A 19,822-nucleotide genomic window follows, 5' to 3' on the forward strand; every position below is an offset into this window, starting at 1 on the left:
AGTTCGTCCTTTCTATTCCTTCGTAAGCATACGTCCGATTACGAGACGCTGAATTTCTTGAGTACCTTCATAGATTTGTGTGATTTTCGCATCACGCATATAACGCTCAACTGGGTAATCTTTTGTATAGCCATAGCCCCCGAATACTTGAACCGCTTCTGTCGTAATACGCATTGCCGCATCACCTGCGTATAATTTCGACATAGCAGAAGCTTTTCCGTAAGACTTTCCTTCAGACTCTAACCATGCTGCTTGATAGGTTAAAAGACGAGACGCTTCAATTTCAGTTGCCATATCCGCAAGCTTGAAGGAGATTCCTTGGTTTTGAGCGATTGGCTTTCCGAATTGCTCACGCTCTTTTGCGTAATCAACCGAAGCATCAAGAGCGCCTTGTGCAATACCAAGTGCCTGAGCGGCAATTCCGTTACGTCCACCGTCTAGTGTAGACATCGCGATCTTGAATCCTTCTCCTTCTTTTCCTAGCATGTTTTCTTTCGGAATCTTACAGTCTTCAAAAATAAGCTCCGTTGTTGGAGATGAACGAATGCCCAGCTTTTTCTCTTTCTTACCGAATGTGAATCCAGGTGTTCCTTTTTCAACGATAAATGCGCTTATTCCTCTATGTTTGGCATCTGCATCTGTCTTGGCAAACACAACATACAGGTCGCCTACGCCGCCATTTGTAATCCACACTTTGCTTCCATTCAGTACATAAGAATCGCCTTCTTCTTTCGCCATGGTACGCATGGAGGATACGTCAGATCCTGCTCCTGGTTCAGATAGCGCGAATGCACCAAGCTTTTCACCTGAAGCTAGTTGAGCTAAGAAGGTTTTCTTTTGCTCTTCGTTACCGTATTTAAAAATCGGCCAACTACATAATGAGATATGTGCAGAAAGGGTTACCCCTGTAGAAGCACATACGCGTGATAACTCCTCAACAGCTATGACATAGCTAACGTAGTCTGAGCCAATACCGCTGTATTCCTCTGGCCACGGAATCCCTGTTAAACCGAGCTCAGCCATCTTGTCAAAAATCTCACGGTCAAAGCGTTCCTCTTCGTCACGCTCTGCTGCAGTTGGTTCGACTTCATTTTTCGCAAAGTCGCGAACCATTTTACGTAGCATTTCTTGTTCTTCTGTTAGTTGAAAATTCATGTCTCTTCCTCCTTAACCTTTTAACAGGTGTTTCGCTATTACAACGTGTTGGATTTCATTCGTACCTTCGTAAATTTCACAAACCTTTGCATCACGGAAGAAGCGTTCTACAGGATAATCTTCAGTAAAGCCGTATCCTCCATAAACCTGAATCGCTTCAGTCGATGCTTTAACAGCTGTTTTGGATGCGAACATTTTCGCCATGGATGCTTCTTTACCACATGAAATGCCTTGCCCTCTAAGTGAAGCCGCATTATAGGTTAATAGTTTAGAAGCTTCGACCTCCGTTGCCATATCCGCAAGCTTGAAGGAGATTCCTTGGTTTTGTGCAATTGGTTTACCAAACTGTTCGCGTTCTTTCGCATAATCTACTGCGTGTTCAAGAGATGCTTCTGCGATACCAAGTGATTGAGCCGCAATTCCGATTCGCCCAACATCTAAGTTGGCCATCGCAATCTTAAACCCTTCCCCTTCTTCTCCAAGCAATTGAGAAGCCGGGATTTTACACTGGTCAAAATTAAGCTGAACGGTACTCGAGCCATTCATGCCCATTTTCTTTTCCTTTTTACCGATTTCAAATCCAGGTGTGTCGCGTTCAAGGATGAATGCGGATAAACCTTTTGATCCGGCATCTTTGTCGGTACGAGCAAACACGATAAACGTATCTGCAGCCCCACCGTTTGTGATGAATACTTTGGAACCATTTAAAATATAATGGTCGCCCTCTTTGTGAGCTCTTGTCTTCAAACTACCTGCATCAGATCCTGCCGCAGGTTCCGTTAAGGCAAACGCGCCAATATATTCACCTGATGCTAGTTTCGGAATATATTTTTGCTTCTGTTCTTCAGTACCAAAATATAAAATCGGGTTCGTCCCTACTGAGGTATGCACAGACAAAATAACGCCTACAGATGCACTCACCTTGGAAAGCTCATGGATGGCGATGATGTAGGATGTAAAGTCCATCCCAGCTCCGCCGTACTCCTCAGGAATTGGAATCCCCATAAGGCCAAGCTCTCCCATCTTTTTGACGAGATGGGTTGGGAATTCATCCTCACGATCCATTTTCTCAACCGCAGGAGCGACTTCGTTCTGGGCAAAATCCCGGACCATTTTCCTCATCATGTTCTGTTCTTCAGTAAAGGTAAGATTCATGCTAGTTCCTCCGTTCTATTAACCTTCGTACTTGTAAAAACCACGGCCTGATTTCTTACCTAACCAGCCTGCTTTTACGTACTGGCGAAGTAATGGGCATGGGCGATATTTGCTGTCTCCAAATCCATCATGAAGCACTTCCATAATGTATAGGCACGTATCTAGCCCGATAAAGTCCGCAAGTGTTAATGGGCCCATAGGATGGTTCATACCAAGCTTCATCACTTCATCTACTGCTTCTGGCTCCGCAACACCTTCATATACCGTGTAGATCGCTTCATTGATCATCGGCATTAAGACACGGTTTGAAACGAATCCAGGGAAGTCGTTAACTTCAACAGGATTTTTATCAAGCTGCTTCGTCATGTCTTCAATCGCTTTGTATGTCTCATCGCTTGTTTGAAGTCCTCGAATGATTTCGACAAGCTTCATTACTGGGACTGGGTTCATAAAGTGCATACCAATCACTTGATCGGCACGTTCTGTTACCGCTGCGATTTCTGTAATCGGTAAAGAGGATGTATTGGATGCTAGTATTGCATGCTTTGGTGCATGCTGATCCAGCTCACTAAATACTTTTGTTTTGACGTCCATGTTTTCTACAACCGCTTCAATGACTAAGTCACAGTCGTTGCTATCTTGTAGGGAAGTTGTCGTTGATAGACGATTTAACGTATCGTTTTGGTCTTGCTCTGACATTCGTCCTTTTTCTACTGCACGTGCTAAACGTTTTTCAATCCCTTTAATTCCTTTATCTAATGCATCTTGTGAAAGGTCATTTAGCTTCACCTGGAAACCGGACTGAGCGCATACTTGAGCAATACCTGCTCCCATTTGTCCTGCTCCAATGACCATAATGTTTTGAATACTCATATGTGAAATGTCCTCCCCGTTCATAAGTTTTCTTCGTCGTCTAGGTTTCTAGCTCCAGCGCTAAAGCACGGGCGCTTGCGCTTTTCGTTATTGCTTCGGAACCTCAATCATGACCGCGTCACCCTGACCGCCACCACTACAGATTGCTGCGATTCCGATACCGCCGCCTCGACGTTTTAACTCATACATTAATGTCAAAATGATGCGTGAACCACTTGCCCCGATTGGGTGTCCAAGTGCAACAGCTCCACCATTTACATTGACTTTCTCAGGATCTAGACCTGCAATCTTACCACTTGCTAGTGATACTGCAGCAAACGCTTCGTTCACTTCAAACAGATCTACATCTTCAAGTGATTTACCAGTCTTCTTCAATAGCGAGTTAATAACGAGACCTGGTGTTTGAGGGAAATCTTTTGCTTCAACGGCTACTTCATCATGAGCTAGAATTGTCGCCATTGGTGTGTATCCATTCTGGCTAGCGTATTCATCTGACATAAGAAGCATCGCGCCTGCCCCATCATTCACCCCTGGTGCGTTACCAGCTGTAATCGTACCTTCTGGATCAAAAACAGGCTTCAATTTTGCTAGTCTTTCAACAGTTGTATCTTTTCGTGGTGCTTCATCTTGGTTCACTACGATTGGATCTCCTTTACGCTGTGGAACCTCTACATCAACGATTTCTTCAGCTAGCTTTCCTTCTTCCATTGCTGCTACGGCACGTTGATGACTGCGGTATGCCCACTCGTCTTGTGCTTCACGTGTTAACTCATACTCTTTCGCTGTTAAGTTGCCGTAGTTCCCCATGTGAACACCTTCAAAAGAACAAGTAAGACCATCATGAACCATCATGTCTTTTACTTTTTGATCGCCCATACGATATCCCCAACGAGCTTTCGGCATGAAGTATGGTGCATTGCTCATGCTTTCCATACCACCCGCTACAATTACGTTCTCTTCTCCAAGGCGAATGAACTGATCGGCTAGCGTAACGCTTCGCATACCAGATGCACACACTTTGTTAATCGTTTCAGTTTTAACTTCCCATGGTAAGTCCGCATAACGAGATGCCTGACGAGATGGCAATTGTCCTTGACCACCTTGTAAAACACTCCCCATGATGACTTCGCCTACATCAGCTGGATTAAAGTTCGCGCGTTCTAACACCCCTTTAATTGCAATGCCACCTAATTGAGATGCTGTTAATGTACTAATGCTTCCTCCGAATTTTCCAAATGGTGTTCTAGCTCCTGATACGATTACCGTTTTAGTCATAGTGATTCCTCCTCTTTTTTGTTAACGCTTTCAAAAATACGTACATAAAAAGTGACTGAACGCTCGCTCGACAATGAATCATTAGGAAAGCCACGACCTCCTCTATTTAACGAGGAAGCCGAAGCTCGCCACTCTTACCCTATTAATCTTCTACAATACATATTCGACATTAAGCCGATTTTTCCTCTTTTTCGTTCCCAAAAATCGACAATGCTAGAACTTCAGCAACGTCCATGGATTGAACGTCATCTTCTACTTCTTTCGCTTTCGTTCCATCACTGATCATCGTTAAACAGAATGGGCAACCTGTAGAGATCATGGACGGTTCTGTTTTCAACGCTTGCTCTGTACGAGCTACGTTAATGCGTGTTCCTGTTTTCTCTTCCGTCCACATTAGACCGCCACCAGCACCACAACACATACCGTTTTCACGACTACGTTCCATTTCAACAACCTCAAGGCCTGGGATACGTTTCATGATCTCACGAGGTGGTTCATAAACCTCGTTATAACGTCCAAGGTAGCAGGAGTCGTGATACGTAATTCTTTCGTTTACAGCGTGTTCCGGCTTCAAACGACCTTGTTCGACAAGCTCATGAAGCAATTCTGTATGGTGATATACTTCAGCCTCAAAACCGAAGTCAGGATATTCGTTTTTAAAGACGTTATAAGCGTGAGGATCAATGGTAACGATCTTTTTGATTTCGTTCTTTTCAAATTCTTTAATGTTCTTCTCAGCAAGTTCCTGGAATAAGAACTCATTTCCCATACGGCGAGCTGTATCACCTGAGTTACGCTCTTTATTACCAAGGATCGCAAACTTCACGCCAGCTTCGTTAAGCAGTTTCGCAAATGCCATCGCAATTTTTTGAGAGCGATTATCGTAGGATCCCATTGAACTTACCCAGAATAGGTATTCAAACTCTTCTCCTTCTTTTTGTAGTTCTTTAACCGTTGGAACTTTAACTTGCTCATTGGATTTCTTCCAGTCTTCACGTTCTTTCTTAGAAAGCCCCCAAGGGTTACCCTGGCGTTCAATGTTCATCATCGCACGTTGCGCATCCTGATCCATTTTACCTTCTGTCAAAACAAGATAACGGCGTAAGTCTACGATCTTATCTACGTGTTCGTTCATAACTGGACACTGATCTTCACAGTTACGACACGTTGTACAAGCCCAGATTTCTTCTTCTGTAATCACATCACCAATAAGGCTTGATGGTTCTAGATTTTCAAGACTTGCTGCTTGCTCCTGCTGACCTTGAGAAGCTTTTGCCATTTGTGCTAGCTGATTTCCATTCGTATTTGAAAAAGCATATGACGGAACCCAAGGCGTGTTACCCGTAACCGCTGCTCCTTTTTCAGTCAGGTGATCACGCAATTTAATGATTAAATCCATTGGAGAAAGCATCTTCCCTGTTCCAGTTGCTGGACAAGCGTTGGTACAGCGTCCACACTCGACACAGGCATATAAATCAATCATCTGTAAATAAGAAAAGTCTTCAATCTTACCAGCACCGAAGGAAACTTCCTCCGCCTCTTCTTCATCAACATCAAAGTCAATTTTTGAAAGTTTTCCTACTCGCTTATCTTGGTTCATAAAGACGTTAACTGGTGCAGCAAGCAAGTGTGCGTGCTTGGATTGCGGCACGTACACGAGGAATGTAAGTAAGATCAGCAAGTGAACCCACCAAGAGAAGAAGAAAATAGCAGCTGCCGCTGTTTCTCCAATCCAGCCAAATGCTAGCGCTATAAGCGATGCCACTGGCTCCGTCCAAGTTGCAGATTCGTTATGCCATATAAGCTCCATTCCATTTCCTAATAGAACAGAAACCATCAATGTTCCGATAAAGATAAGTACAAGTCCCGCTTTTAAGCCTCGCTTCAAGCGTACAAGCTTTTCAATGTAACGACGGTAAAAGGCCCAAACCACTGCCACAACAATCGTTAGTGTTACAAGCTCCTGGAAAAATACAAACCCAGGATATAATGGTCCTAACGGCAAATGTGCGCCAGGCGATAATCCTTTAATGATAAAATCAATTGCGCCAAATTGTACCAAAATAAATCCGTAAAACATCATGACGTGAATAGCGCCTGATTTCTTGTCCTTTAATAATTTTTTCTGTCCAAACACATAGACCCCAATATCTTTCACACGCTCTTTCAATTGCATATCAAAGTCAATCTTTTTCCCCATTTTAATGTAGGAGATGCGCGTGCGAACAACCTGAACAAATAGAAATAATCCGTATATTGTTACTGCCAAAAACAATATCCAGTTCAGCATAAGTAGATCCATTTATGTGCCCCCCTTTTTATAGTCTAAGTGAACCTACAATGATAAAACGCTTTCAAAAAAATCGTTACGCAAACAAAAATATTCTGAATTCTATATCTTTATATTAATAATGAATGAGCATTCAGTCAACTACTTTCCTACTTTTAATTTTATGTTCATTTTTTTAAAAAAGAGGGAAAGGTAAGAGAAGGCTTTACATATCAAGGCTTGTTCACGTTGTTAGAAAGGGGCAACATTTATGATAACCGTCCTAATTATTATTAGTGTACTTATTTTTATCGTAGCTTTACTATTAATTGATTTTGCTTTAGGAAAGCGGAACCACCTAAAAAACTTACGCTTCCTTGATTTTTCAAGGACGAGCGGTGATTATGAACTTTATACATCAGGGGACCCTCTGTTCAAACATATGTTTGAAGACATCCGTAATGCCAATCAAGAAATCAATATGATCTTCTTTATAGTGAAAACAGATCCCATAAGCCAGGAGCTCATGAGCTTATTAAAGCAAAAAGCTGAAGAGGGCGTGAAGGTTCGTTTTATGTTGGATCGAATCGGAAGCTTTCGTATCACGCCAAAAGTGATTAAAGATTTGGAGCAATCAGGTATTGAATTTTCTTTTTGCGCAAAACCAAAATTCCCTTATTTATTTTATAGAAGTCAACGTCGTAACCACCGTAAAATTACGGTTATTGATGGTGATTTCGGCTATATTGGTGGGTTTAACGTTGGGAAAGAGTATCTCGGAAAAGATGCAGAGCTTGGGAATTGGCGCGATTATCATCTCCGTCTAACTGGCCCAGTCGTTAACGACCTCTTGACTACGTTTTTTGATGATTGGTATTTAGCTACAAAGCAAAACACAAACCCTAAGTTACCCACCAATACAACCGGTAATAAAGATATTGAAATTGTAGCATCTGATGGAGGACAGTTAGAGGATGCTTTCCTTACTCTAATTAATGAAGCAAAAGAAGAAATTTTCATTGGAACTCCTTACTTTATTCCGAGTGAACGACTCTTCCAGGCACTTTTAAGAGCGCTGGAACGAGGGGTGGATATAAAAGTTATTGCACCCATGAAAGCCGATCACTTACTTGTAAAAGAAGCTGGTATCCCCTACATGGATCGCCTTACGAAGGCAGGCGGAGAAGTTTACCTTTTTGATATGGGGTTTTATCACGCAAAAGTTATTATCGTGGATAAACAACTTTGTGATATTGGTACGGCAAACTTTGATCGTCGTAGTTTATTTTTAAATAAAGAGGTTAACACGTTAATTTTCAACCCTCGTTTTGTAGTCGATTTGCGACTAGCTTTTCTGAGAGATGTTCAAGATAGCCAAAATTTTAAAGACCATGCAGAACAACACTTCAACTTTGGGACAAAGGTCAGAATAGGAATCGCTTATTTCTTCCGCCCACTTTTATAGAAAGGATGCCTCTGATGAGAATACGGTTTGGATACGTTTCACACGCCTTAACTTTGTGGGAAGCTCGGCCGGCTAAAACGCTAACGTTTAAACGATACTCAAATATGACGAAGCAAGAACGAATAGATAAGTTACATGAAGTTACTCGAGCGAATCTTTACAATACGAAGCGAGCATTATGGCTAAATCGAGCGGCAGAGATACCTTTGTATCGTTTTTCCTCCTCCATCGTGCCACTTGCTACACACCCTGAGGTAGAATGGGATTACTTGACTCCTTTTCGAGAAGAATGGCAAGAACTTGGTGAAATTGTGCGAGATGCTGGTTTAAGGACGAGCTTTCATCCTGGCCAGTTCACCCTTTTCACCAGTGACAAAGAGCATGTCATTGAGAATTCAATTCGAGATATGGAATTTCATTATAAGATGCTTGAAGCCATGGGATTAGAAAAGGAAGGCTATATCAATATACATATAGGTGGAGCTTATGGTGATAAGAGTTTGGCACTTGAGCGGTTTAAGAAGAATATTCAGCGCATACCTGATGAAGTTCGGTCGCAGATGACCATAGAAAATGATGACAAAACCTATACGGGAGAGGAAACCTTAGAGGTTGCAGAACTTGCTGATATCCCGGTCATGTTTGATTATCATCATGAAATGGCGAATTTGAGCTCTGTTTCTTATGAACATTTGTTGGAGAGATTTTTTGCTACTTGGAATCGTACTGGCTGGCCACCAAAAGTTCATCTCTCTTCTCCAAAAAATGAAAAACAGTATCGCAGTCACGCTGATTTTGTAGAATTGGAATTTGCTTTGCCTTTTTTGAAGGCTTGTCGTGAGGTTACTGATGAGCTTGATGTGATGATTGAAGCTAAGGAGAAGGATCGCGCGCTGATGAAGTTCGTGGATGAATTAGCGGCAGTGCGTGGGGTGAAGCGTTTGGCAGGTGGGATTGTGGAGTTTTAAAAAAAACCACATGCGTTTCAGATTGAAACGCATGTGGTTTTTATATTTTTTATTAGCTAAACCAAGATTCAATCATCGGCTGAACCATTTCATAGGCTTTAAAACCGCCGTAAATCCCGAAGATCCCCATTACACCTGCAAGTGCTGGTGGTGCTGGGATTGGTAGTTTAAATAAAGCGAAAACAAAGCCTACTAAAAATCCTGTTGCCAGGGATAGTAATACAATTTTCATGTGCTTAACTCCTTTAATGTCGATTCTTTCTCTTATGTTGCTCCATTTTTTCAATTATCATCAAATATATGTGTCCGCTTTCAGCAAAAGAGGAAAAAGAGCACGACCATGTCGCGCTCTTTTGGACTACATTCGTTCTGGTGTTGATACTCCGATAAGTTTTAGAGCATTTTCTAGCGTCTGACGAACGGCTTCCATTAGTGCCATTCTAGCTTTTGTGCGTTCTGGTGCCTCAAGGTCTAGAACTTTTTCGGCATTATAGAAGCTATGCAGGTCAGAAGCTAAGTCAAAAACGTACTGTGTTACACGATGTGGTGTACGTTTTTGAGCTGCATCAGCTACAACCTGTGGGAAATCTCCAAGGCGCTTAAGAAGTGTCTCTTCTTTTTCAGCAGTAAGAAGTGATGCATCGAAGTCTTCCGTTGTCTCGATGCCTTTCTCCTTAGCTTGTCGTAGCATGCTGCAAATACGTGCATGCGCATACTGAACATAATAGACTGGGTTATCGTTCGATTCAGACTTAGCAAGGTCCATATCAAAATCTAAGTGTGAATCGCTAGAACGCATAACGAAGAAGTAACGCATTGCGTCAATTCCTACTTCATCCATTAGTTCACGCAAGGTAACAGCTTTCCCTGTACGCTTACTCATTTTCACTTTTTCACCGTTTTGGAATAAGTTCACCATTTGGATAATTTCCACTTCAAGCGTGTCTGCGTCGTTACCTAGAGCTTGGATCGCTGCTTTCATACGAGGAATGTAGCCATGGTGGTCTGCTCCCCAAATGTTAATCAGTGTTTCATATCCACGCTCAAGTTTATTTTGGTGATAAGCGATATCCGGTGTTAGATACGTATAACTACCATCATTTTTAACTAGAACACGGTCTTTATCGTCACCAAAATCAGTAGTTCGGAACCATGTAGCTCCGTCTTGTTCATAAACAAAACCTTTTTCATTTAGCGTTTTAAGTGTCTCTTCAATCTTACCTTGTTTATAAAGGGACGTTTCAGAGAACCAGTGATCAAATGGAACACGATACTGAGCAAGATCTTCCTCGATCTTTTTCAATTCATATTTCAATCCGTATTCACGGAAGAAATCAAGGCGTTCTTCTTGAGACTTGTTTTTCCACTCATCGCCATATTCTTCAGCTAGCTTGTTACCAAGTTCGATGATGTCACTACCACGATAACTCTCTTCTGGCATTTCAATATCTTCACCTAAAGCTTGTAGGTAACGAGCTTCAACGGAGATGGCTAGGCTGTTGATCTGGTTACCAGCATCATTAATGTAGTATTCTCTTGCTACATTATAACCGGCCTTATCAAGGATGTTACAAAGAGAATCTCCTACAGAGGCACCACGAGCATGCCCAAGGTGAAGATCACCAGTTGGGTTTGCGGAAACAAACTCGACTTGAATCTTATGACCATTACCGACTTGACTCGCACCATAGCTTTCACCAGCTTTAAGGATCGTTGGGACAAGGTTTGTAAGGTATTGGTTGTCCATGAAGAAGTTAATAAAACCTGGTCCTGCGATTTCAACTTGCTTAATGGATGCTTTGGATTGATCAAAATGTTCAATGATATCCTCTGCAATTTGACGAGGTGCCTTGCGGGCAACACGTGCTAGCTGCATGGCCATATTTGTAGCATAGTCACCATGATTTTTATCTTTTGGCTGTTCTAACACAACGGGTGGAAGCTCACTCTCTGTTGCTAGTTCTGCTTTTAAAACCGCTTGAACGATTTCATCTTTAAGCGTTTGTTCCATTTGCTCAACGATATTCATGTTTGGTCCTCCTCATTATACTGCAGCGAAAGACGGTGACGCTGCTTTTGTTCTCCATTCATCACTAGATCATAGTCGATCTGCAGGCTGCCATTTGCGCTTTCATTTGAGTCTTGGTGCTGAATGGTGTGTGTTGTGGTTTCCATATGAAAATTCCCGTACGGGTGATGGTAGACGTTTTCTGTGACTTGTTTATTACGAAAGATCTGGTTCATACGGACCGGACCTGTTCGTCGTACGATCACTTTGTCTTCTTGTATTGTAACGAGATTATCGATTTGTTCTTCTTCGTGTGTTTCTGTGAAACGAAGGATGTATGCATTGCCTTTTTGAATGTAATCACCAGGCTCTTCTACAACGATCTGATCCTTCTGTTCTTGATCTTGAATCTCTGTGACAAGACGCACTTGAACGGGTGTACGCTCTTCAGACAAGATTAGATCACCTCTTTATATTTATCGTTCCCAAACGTTCATCTTAACTTTACCATTATAAGAATTCCAATCAAAAAACTCAATAGCAGTATTAGGAAAAGCTTGGCCAATTGGAGAGAAAGTAAAACTCGGTATGTTGTTATTTAGCTATATGGCAGGATTGTTGAAGACTTGAAATTGAGAGGAGTCCGTTGCTGTTGAGTAGTTTGTTGCGGTCAGTGAAACGGCAAGCCTGTTGTGGAAGACAAGCCGAGCCTCCTCATACGCTACGCTCCTTGCGGGGTCTCGTCTTGCCTTTGTTACCACGACAGTTTGCCGTTTCCTTCCCTCCACGCGATTATGGAAACTAACGGACCATAATTTGGCTTTCCCCACCTCATCTTTATTGGAAATTAAAGTCAGAGAAGTTGCTTAGACCCTTGCCATGATAGGAATATACTACCTGGAATCAGAACATCGTCCACCAGAACTACGGCGGTTCCGTTAGTCATCATTCGGCAAAGGTGGGCTGTGGAACGGGTTGACTCCAGCGGAAGAACGGAGTGACGAGACCCCGCAGAGAGCTTGCGAATGAGGAGGCTCGGCGCTTCGTCCGCAGGAAAGCAACCCGTTCCACAGCCCGCCGATCTGCACAAAAGCAACGGAACCATACGCACTTTATCTCGAATCCAAGTCTTCAACAATAGGGGGCTTTAATGAAATGTAGTAAATTTAAAAGTAACCATAAAAAATGAAACTTACTCTCACAGAATTCAACCTACTTTTCTAGAATATGGACTTCTCACAGATTAGTAGAGGCAGCAGTCTATATGCTATAATGGATGGCATATGAGATTTGATCGGTTGGAGGAAAGATGATGGCAAAACATACACCAATGATGCAGCAATATTTACAAATTAAAGCCCAGCATAAAGATGCTTTTTTATTTTTTCGCTTAGGCGATTTCTATGAAATGTTCTTTGAAGATGCTACAAGAGCAGCTCAAGAACTTGAAATTACATTAACAAGTCGTGATGGTGGAGATGAGCGAATTCCAATGTGTGGTATTCCTTATCACTCTGCTGAAAACTATATTAAAAACTTAATAGAAAAAGGCTTCAAAGTCGCGATTTGCGAACAAGTTGAAGATCCTAAACATACAAAAGGGGTCGTGAAACGTGAAGTCGTTCAACTGATTACTCCAGGGACAGTAATGGAAGGAGCAATGCTTCAAGAAGAAGAAAATAACTTCCTTGCTGCTGTTACACCTTTTGACAATCAAACCTATGTCGTGGCTTATAATGACCTAACAACAGGTGAAAATAGTGTTGCCCTTATTAACGATGGATTTGATCATGTGCTTAGTGAACTTTACAATCGTCCAGTAAAAGAGATTGTCGTACCTCCAGATATGGCTGAGGATAAAAGCACAGCCCTTGTTGAACGTTTAGGGATAACCTTATCAACTGAAGAAGAATCGGACATGCCTGAAGAGCACCTTAACCTTGTTTTAGATTTACCTGTAGAAAAACTAAAAACAGGATTCGGCCGACTATTCCATTACATTCAACGTACACAAAAACGTTCTATGGACCACCTGATGCCAGTACAAGTCATCGAGTTACAGCAGTATATGACACTTGATATGTATTCCAAGCGCAACCTTGAACTAATGGAAACCCTTCGTAAGCAAGGAAAGAAAGGGAGCTTATTGTGGGTTCTTGATAAGACTGTTACATCAATGGGGGCACGTCTGCTTAAAAAGTGGCTAGAGCGTCCGCTTCTAAATAAAAGCATGATAGAAACACGCTACAACCAGGTGGAAGGTTTAGTCGAACAATTTTTTGAGCGTGAATCGTTAAGGGAAGCTCTTACATCGGTGTATGACCTTGAGCGTTTAGCTGGAAGAGTAGCATACGGAAATGTGAACGCACGCGACCTTATTCAATTAAAGCAATCTTTATCCAAGGTACCTGAGATTAAAACGCTCTTACAATCGTTTCAACAACCAGAGCTTCATAAACTTGCAGACAACATCGACCCTCTCCAAGAAGTTCATGATTTCTTAGAGGAATCCATTAGTGATGATGCTCCTATTACGATTAAAGAAGGGAACATCATAAAAGACGGGTTTAATGGTCAACTAGATGATTACCGAGATGCAGCCAAAAACGGAAAACAATGGATTGCTGAACTCGAACAAAAAGAGCGCCAAGAAACAGGGATTAAATCACTTAAGGTGGGGTATAATCGTGTATTTGGCTACTATATTGAGGTAACTAAGGCCAATCTTCACCTTTTACCTGAAGGAAGATACGAACGTAAGCAAACTTTAACGAATGCAGAACGTTATATCACTCCTGAATTAAAAGAAAAAGAGAGTCTCATTCTCGAAGCGCAGGAGAAAAGTGTGGACCTTGAGTACGAGTTGTTTATCCAAGTACGTGATCGTGTGAAACAATTTATCCGTCCACTTCAGGAGCTTGCTGAGCAGATTAGTGGTATTGATGTTCTACAAGGGTTCGCAACGGTCAGTGAAACCAATCAGTATTACCGTCCAACTATTACTGACAATCGTACCGTTAATATTGATAAAGGACGTCATCCTGTAGTTGAGCAGGTTATGAAAGACGACTCTTTTGTTCCTAACGATGTGAAAATGGGTGAGGATAACGATATTCTCCTTATTACAGGTCCAAATATGAGTGGTAAAAGTACCTATATGCGTCAGCTGGCTTTAACAGCGATTATGGCACAGGTTGGTTGTTTTGTACCTTGTGAATCTGCTCATCTTCCAATATTTGACCAGATTTTCACTCGAATTGGAGCGGCTGATGACCTTGTATCTGGTCAAAGTACATTCATGGTAGAAATGATGGAAGCGAAACATGCGTTAACAAACGCTACGGAAAACAGCTTAATTTTGCTAGATGAAATAGGACGAGGGACAAGCACATATGACGGGATGGCATTAGCACAAGCAATTGTTGAGCACATTCATGAGCACATTCATGCCAAAACGTTATTTTCAACGCACTATCATGAGTTAACAGAGCTTGACCAGTCACTTTCGAAATTGAAAAACGTCCATGTTCGTGCAGAGGAATATGAAGGACGCGTAGTCTTTCTTCACCAAATTCAAGACGGGGCTGCAGATGAGAGTTATGGGATTCATGTAGCACAGCTAGCTGAACTTCCCTCTGAACTTATTCAACGAGCTAACAGTCTGCTGCAGCAGTTTGAAGGTTCTTCAACAGAGAAGGCTAAGGAGGTTGAGCCAGAACAAGATGGTCAACTTTCATTATTTGTAGAAGAGAAGCAATCAGAAAAACCACAAGCAATGAAATCAAATGAACAAAAAGTTGTGAACAAACTTGGAAACTTGAATCTATTAGAGATGAACCCTATAGAAGCCATGAACCATCTTTATCAATTGCAAAAAGAATTGAACAAATAATAGAGGAGGACAAGGATGCCTACCATTAAGCAAATGCCTGATGCACTAGCGAACAAAATTGCCGCTGGTGAGGTCGTTGAGCGTCCGTCTTCAGTTGTAAAAGAATTAGTAGAAAACAGTATAGATGCAGGAAGCACTTGGATAAAAGTCGAGCTAGAGGAAGCGGGGCTTTCTCGGATCAAAATTATGGATAATGGGAAAGGCATGAGCGAGGAAGATTGTGAACGTGCTTTTCTTCGTCATGCGACAAGTAAGATTTCTCATGAGGATGACTTGTTCCGTGTTCGTTCCCTGGGCTTCCGTGGTGAAGCACTAGCAAGTATTGCTGCAGTAAGTCGGTTAACGCTAAAAACCTCACAAGGAGATGAAGCTGGTACCAAGCTATACCTTGAAGGTGGAAACGTTAAGGAAAAAGAAAAAAGCGATGCAAGACAAGGGTCAGAAATTACCGTCGAAGAGCTTTTCTTTAATACACCTGCTCGTTTGAAATATATGAAGACGATTCATACCGAGCTAGGTCACATTACAGATGTGCTTAACCGTATGGCAATGTCTCACCCTGAGGTCCGCTTTGAGTGTTGGCACAATGAGAAGCGTTTGTTCCAAACATCAGGTCGTGGAGATATTTTGCAGGTAATTGCTCAGATTTACGGAATGTCTACAGCTAAAAAAATGATGCCCATCCATCATGAAACGCTAGATTTCACTATAAAAGGGTACATTGCTAAGCCTGAAGTGACACGTGCTTCAAGAAACTATATGTCTACGATTATTAATGGTCGTTACATTCGGAACCACGCTGTAAACAAAGCTGTACTTCAGGGTTATCATACCTTACTTCCAATAGGACGGTATCCCTTAGTTGTTCTACAAATTGAGATGGATCCTATACTTGTCGATGTGAACGTCCATCCTGCTAAGCTTGAAGTAAGATTCAGTAAGGAAAATGAATTATTTGAAGCTGTCCGTGATGCTGTTACGAACGCATTTCGAAAAGAGACCTTAATACCTGAAGTGGAGCAAAAACCAAAAAAAGCGAAAGAGAAAGATCAGTCTGTTCAAGAATCTTTTTCATTTCAATCGAATGGACCCAGTGCATCATCTGAGGCTACACAAAAGAGAGAATCAATGTCACATCCGGTTGTGCGGGAAAAACAGCCCGAACCAGATTGGATAAAGGGAGACAATACACCAGACCCTATAGCACAGGCTGTCCAAAGCCAAGAAGTTCATTTTACTGAAGACGAAACATCTAGTGGTGAATCAAAAGAAGATTCTCGTGACCGTATTCCAGTCATGTATCCCATTGGTCAGCTACATGGGACGTATATTTTGGCGCAGAATGAAACTGGAATGTATATCATTGATCAGCACGCTGCTCAAGAACGGATCAAATATGAGTTCTTCCGTGATAAATTAGCCGAACCTGAAAATGAAGTACAAGAGCTTCTTGTACCTTTAACGTTCGATTTTACTAAACAAGAAGCCATTCTTATTGAGGAGCATAAGGACCAGCTTGAGCAAGTTGGACTATTTTTTGAAGCTTTTGGTGAGCAAACCTACATTGTACGCTCTCATCCGCAATGGTTTCCAAAAGGTTTTGAACAAGAAGTGATTGAAGAAATGGTAGAACAGCTTTTTGAAAATCAAAAGGTCGATATTTTGAAATTAAGAGAAGAAGCAGCCATTTTAATGTCATGTAAACGTTCTATAAAAGCGAATCACCATTTAAATCATGAGGACATGAATCAGTTGCTTAAGGATTTAAGACTCTCGACCGATCCTTTCACTTGCCCTCATGGCAGGCCAATCATCGTCCACTTTTCGGAGTATGAATTGGAGAAAATGTTTAAACGTGTTATGTAAGTAAGACAGCGTCAGTGTGGCGCTGTCTTTTTCAATAGGGTTTTGCACTTTTATTTCGATTCAAAACCCTATATAATAAGGTTACATTTTTGAAGGAAGTCTAGATAAAGTGAGGAAAAGAGATGAAGCAAAACGTAGTGGCCATTGTCGGTCCCACAGCTGTTGGGAAGACAAAGTTAAGTGTTGAAGTGGCCAAGCGATTTAATGGTGAAATTATTAGTGGCGATTCGATGCAGATCTATAAAAGTATGGACATTGGAACAGCTAAGGTTACAGAAGAGGAAAAACAAGGTGTCCCCCATTACATGGTAGACATTAAGCAACCAAACGAAGGTTTTTCTGTAGCTGAGTTCCAGGAAAAAGTCCAAGGTTATATAGATGAAATCGCTGCAAAAGGAAAGCTTCCTATCATCGTAGGAGGTACAGGATTATACATACAGTCCGTCCTTTATGATTTTCAGTTTTCTGATGAAGGCTCAGATGAAAACTTTCGACAATCACTGGAGGAAAAGATTGAAGAAGAGGGAGTTCAACCTTACTATGAAAAGCTTCAATCTATTGATCCTGAACAAGCCGAAAAAGTTCATCCGAACAATGTAAGACGTGTGATTCGAGCTTTAGAGGTATATGAAACAACTGGAATGACAATGACAGAGTATCAGGAGAAACAAAAACAAGAATCTCCTTACAACCCTATCCTTATTGGTCTTGAGATGGAGCGTGAGAAGCTTTATGAGCGTATTAACCATCGCGTTGACAAGATGATGGATGAAGGGCTTTTAGAAGAAGTTCAAGCTTTATATAACCAGGGTTATGCTGAGAGTCAAAGTATGCAGGCTATTGGTTACAAGGAGTTTATTCCATATTTTGAAGGGGAACGCTCTTTGGAAGATGCTGTATTTTTGTTGAAACGTAATTCCAGACGTTATGCGAAAAGGCAATACACATATTTTCGCAACAAATTGGACATTAATTGGTATGAGATTACCGTCGAATCAGCACGAGAAAAGTTTGAAGAAATTTTGAATGATTTAGCAGGAAAGCTTAGCTAAACATCGAAATATATAATCACAGACAGAAAAAGAGGAGGAAATTTCATGGCTCAATCAGTGAATATCCAGGACAATTTTTTAAATCAATTACGTAAGGATCACGTTCAAGTAACGGTTTTCCTGCTTAACGGTTTCCAATTACGAGGAGTCGTTAAAGCTTTCGATAATTTTACCGTTCTTTTAGAAGCTGACGGTAAGCAACAACTGATTTATAAGCATGCAATCTCAACATTTGCTCCACAAAAAACGATTACATTAGATAAAGAGTAATAGGTGAAACAGGCGGGTGTCCCTAGTGGGCATCCGTTTTTCTTTTGTCATTTTTCATAGATGCATCTAGCTGCAATGGGACTCTTTCTTGGGCATCTGTCACAAATCACCCTAAAGCTGCGTATAATGTGGGTGAATAAGGGGTGATTTTTGGTGGATACTCAAGTGACGTACAAACAAAATGGGCAAATCAACGTCATGTTCCAAGATCGAAACACTTCAATAGCGAAGCCGAAACCAACCGAGTCGACGTCATACTTAACAAACCCTTTTCAGAACATAGACAATCAATTTGAAGATTTTATAGGTTTGGATTCGTTAAAAGATACCATTAAAGAAATTTATGCAAGTATTTATGTGAATCAAAAGCGACAGGAAGCAGGTTTAAAGCCATCTAAGCAAGTCCTTCATATGCTGTTTAAAGGAAACCCGGGAACAGGTAAAACAACTGTAGCCAGAAAGCTTTCTCAACTTTTTTATGATATGAATGTTCTATCAAAAGGACACTTTATTGAAGCGGAGCGAGCGGATTTAGTTGGTGAGTATATTGGTCATACTGCACAAAAAACGCGAGACCTCATCAAGAAAGCTATGGGTGGAGTATTATTCATTGATGAAGCCTATTCTCTAGCTCGAGGTGGGGAGAAAGATTTTGGGAAAGAAGCCATTGATACACTCGTAAAGCATATGGAAGACCATCACAACGACTTTATTCTGATCCTTGCTGGATATCCTGCAGAAATGGATAAATTTTTGCGGTTGAATCCAGGTCTACATTCGCGTTTTCCAATTATGATGGACTTTAAAGATTACTCGATTGATGAATTAATGACGATTGCAACTCAAATGGCATCTGAAAGGGAATATGAGCTATCTAAAGAAGCTCAATGGAAGTTGAAGAATCACCTTATGAGAAAGAAACAAGACCGGCAACAGAGCTTTTCAAATGGTCGCTACATTAGGAACATTATTGAACAATCCATCCGAAAGCAAGCTATACGTGTGATGCAGCAAAATCGCTTTAGCCATTCTGAATTGGTTTTATTGACCAGTAGAGATATTACATTTGATACGTAGCTTGAAGCGGCTTCCATAAGTGGGAGTCGCTTTTGTGTTACTATAGGAAACCATAAAATTGCTAGCTTGTGTATAATTTTTTTATGAGAGCGTGGCCACATCTAGCTCCAGCGCCCAGCAACGAATGGACTTGGGCCCACACGACGTGGGTCAGATCGACGTTGTCACAGGACGTGACGAACTTGGGTCTACAGGATGTAGGTCAGATCGGTGTTGTCACAGGACGTGACGAACTTGGGTCTACAGGATGTAGGTCAGATCGGTGTTGTCACAGGACGTGACGAACTTGGGCCTACAGGATGTAGGTCAGGTCGGTGTTGTCACAGGACGTGACGAACTTAACCGATCTTCCTTATCCTTATCCTTATCACTTTCTCCGTACGATAAGTCAACATCGATTCACTTTGTTCATCGTGTTTCCTTTACACGTTTGTGACATGAAATTTTAACAAAGAAGCAAATCGACGTAGTTAAAATTTCTAGGTGAAAGTACCACG

15 protein-coding genes are annotated in these 19,822 nt (G+C 41.5%); 7 read left to right on the plus strand and 8 right to left on the minus strand.

Annotation, left to right across the window (positions count from 1 at the left end; genetic code table 11):
* Positions 1-12: 12 nt before the first annotated feature.
* The 5 genes from H514_RS0116155 to H514_RS0116175 all read right to left on the minus strand — a co-directional run bounded on the left by H514_RS0116155 (position 13) and on the right by H514_RS0116175 (position 6,760).
* A complete protein-coding gene (locus H514_RS0116155; protein WP_027447897.1) occupies positions 13-1,155 on the minus strand; it encodes an acyl-CoA dehydrogenase in 1,143 nt (380 codons plus the stop codon).
* 12 nt (positions 1,156-1,167) lie between these two features.
* Positions 1,168-2,310, minus strand: coding sequence for an acyl-CoA dehydrogenase (locus H514_RS0116160; protein WP_027447898.1), 1,143 nt, complete (start codon positions 2,308-2,310; stop codon positions 1,168-1,170).
* An 18-nt stretch (positions 2,311-2,328) separates the two neighbouring features.
* A complete protein-coding gene (locus H514_RS0116165; protein WP_027447899.1) occupies positions 2,329-3,183 on the minus strand; it encodes a 3-hydroxybutyryl-CoA dehydrogenase in 855 nt (284 codons plus the stop codon).
* Between the two features lie 87 nt (positions 3,184-3,270).
* Positions 3,271-4,458, minus strand: coding sequence for an acetyl-CoA C-acetyltransferase (locus tag H514_RS0116170; RefSeq protein WP_027447900.1), 1,188 nt, complete (start codon positions 4,456-4,458; stop codon positions 3,271-3,273).
* A 169-nt stretch (positions 4,459-4,627) separates the two neighbouring features.
* Positions 4,628-6,760: a heterodisulfide reductase-related iron-sulfur binding cluster gene (locus tag H514_RS0116175; RefSeq protein ID WP_027447901.1), complete on the minus strand. Its 2,133-nt coding sequence runs from the start codon at positions 6,758-6,760 to the stop codon at positions 4,628-4,630.
* Positions 6,761-6,998: 238 nt separating this feature from the next.
* Here H514_RS0116175 and cls point away from each other — a divergent pair, with 238 nt between their 5' ends.
* On the plus strand, positions 6,999-8,192 hold the full coding sequence (gene cls, locus H514_RS0116180; RefSeq protein WP_027447902.1) for a cardiolipin synthase: 1,194 nt from the start codon (positions 6,999-7,001) through the stop codon (positions 8,190-8,192).
* Positions 8,193-8,206: 14 nt separating this feature from the next.
* Entirely contained in the window at positions 8,207-9,160 is a 954-nt protein-coding gene (gene uvsE, locus H514_RS0116185) for a UV DNA damage repair endonuclease UvsE (protein WP_027447903.1), read from the plus strand.
* Positions 9,161-9,212: 52 nt separating this feature from the next.
* Here uvsE and H514_RS0116190 read toward each other — a convergent pair whose 3' ends face one another.
* The 3 genes from H514_RS0116190 to H514_RS0116200 all read right to left on the minus strand — a co-directional run bounded on the left by H514_RS0116190 (position 9,213) and on the right by H514_RS0116200 (position 11,623).
* Positions 9,213-9,392 carry a XapX domain-containing protein gene (locus tag H514_RS0116190; RefSeq protein WP_027447904.1) on the minus strand — a complete coding sequence of 60 codons (180 nt, stop codon included), beginning with the start codon at positions 9,390-9,392 and terminating at the stop codon, positions 9,213-9,215.
* 126 nt (positions 9,393-9,518) lie between these two features.
* The gene (gene argS / locus H514_RS0116195) at positions 9,519-11,189 is read right to left on the minus strand and encodes an arginine--tRNA ligase (protein WP_027447905.1); all 1,671 of its coding nucleotides are present in this window, start codon (positions 11,187-11,189) and stop codon (positions 9,519-9,521) included.
* Positions 11,186-11,623 (minus strand): YwiB family protein, encoded by a 438-nt coding sequence (locus tag H514_RS0116200; protein ID WP_036842381.1) that lies wholly within the window; start codon positions 11,621-11,623, stop codon positions 11,186-11,188. The genes argS and H514_RS0116200 overlap by 4 nt, the downstream gene beginning before the upstream one ends.
* 857 nt (positions 11,624-12,480) lie before the next feature.
* Between H514_RS0116200 and mutS the strand changes: the two genes are divergently transcribed.
* From mutS to spoVK, 5 genes are all read left to right on the plus strand, one after another.
* A complete protein-coding gene (gene mutS / locus H514_RS0116205; RefSeq protein WP_027447907.1) occupies positions 12,481-15,060 on the plus strand; it encodes a DNA mismatch repair protein MutS in 2,580 nt (859 codons plus the stop codon).
* 15 nt (positions 15,061-15,075) lie between these two features.
* On the plus strand, positions 15,076-16,926 hold the full coding sequence (mutL, locus tag H514_RS0116210) for a DNA mismatch repair endonuclease MutL (protein ID WP_027447908.1): 1,851 nt from the start codon (positions 15,076-15,078) through the stop codon (positions 16,924-16,926).
* Positions 16,927-17,048: 122 nt separating this feature from the next.
* Positions 17,049-17,978: a tRNA (adenosine(37)-N6)-dimethylallyltransferase MiaA gene (gene miaA / locus H514_RS0116215; protein ID WP_027447909.1), complete on the plus strand. Its 930-nt coding sequence runs from the start codon at positions 17,049-17,051 to the stop codon at positions 17,976-17,978.
* A 45-nt stretch (positions 17,979-18,023) separates the two neighbouring features.
* Positions 18,024-18,248 (plus strand): RNA chaperone Hfq, encoded by a 225-nt coding sequence (gene hfq, locus H514_RS0116220; RefSeq protein ID WP_027447910.1) that lies wholly within the window; start codon positions 18,024-18,026, stop codon positions 18,246-18,248.
* Positions 18,249-18,401: 153 nt separating this feature from the next.
* Entirely contained in the window at positions 18,402-19,325 is a 924-nt protein-coding gene (spoVK, locus tag H514_RS0116225) for a stage V sporulation protein K (RefSeq protein ID WP_407946872.1), read from the plus strand.
* Positions 19,326-19,822: the final 497 nt, after the last annotated feature.

The organism is Pontibacillus marinus BH030004 = DSM 16465 (assembly GCF_000425225.1).
GTDB classification, from domain to species: Bacteria; Bacillota; Bacilli; order Bacillales; family BH030062; genus Pontibacillus; species Pontibacillus marinus.